Consider the following 462-nt stretch of genomic DNA (forward strand, 5'->3'; position numbering starts at 1 on the left):
GCCCATATGCCGGACAACCGCCACTACCACTACATGCTGGGCCTGGCGCGCAAGTACCAGCGCGATTGGCAGCCATCGCTGGACCACAACCTGCGCGCCATTGCACTGGCCGGCGAAGACGATGAAGCCAGCCTCTGGAATGGCGCCATCGCGGCCACGGCGCTGTCCGACTGGGCCACGGCGCGCAGGCTGGGGAAGGCCTGCGGCATCCAGGGGCCCGGCGAGCAGGGCACCATCGAGGGTGACTACGGCGTGGCCGTGGTGCGCCTGCACCCCTGGCAGGGCGGCGAGACCGTGTTCATGCGCCGCATCGACCCCGTGCGCGCGCAGTTGCTCAACGTGCCGCTGCCCGAAAGCGGCCATCGTTTCGGCGACATCGTGCTGCACGACGGCGCCTCCACCGGCCAGCGGTTCAACGGCCAGCGCGAAGTGCCGGTCTTCAACGAGCTGCAGCGGCTGGAG

Annotated in this window: 1 protein-coding gene; it reads left to right on the forward strand. The window is 69.7% G+C overall.

All coding sequences use genetic code 11. The annotated features are described in order from the left end of the window. Nucleotides 1-462, forward strand: a 462-nt coding sequence (locus tag ACYVTD_RS16620; RefSeq protein WP_461248765.1) for a hypothetical protein, incomplete at both ends; no start/stop codon positions are given.

This window comes from Treponema sp. R6D11 (genome assembly GCF_054786075.1).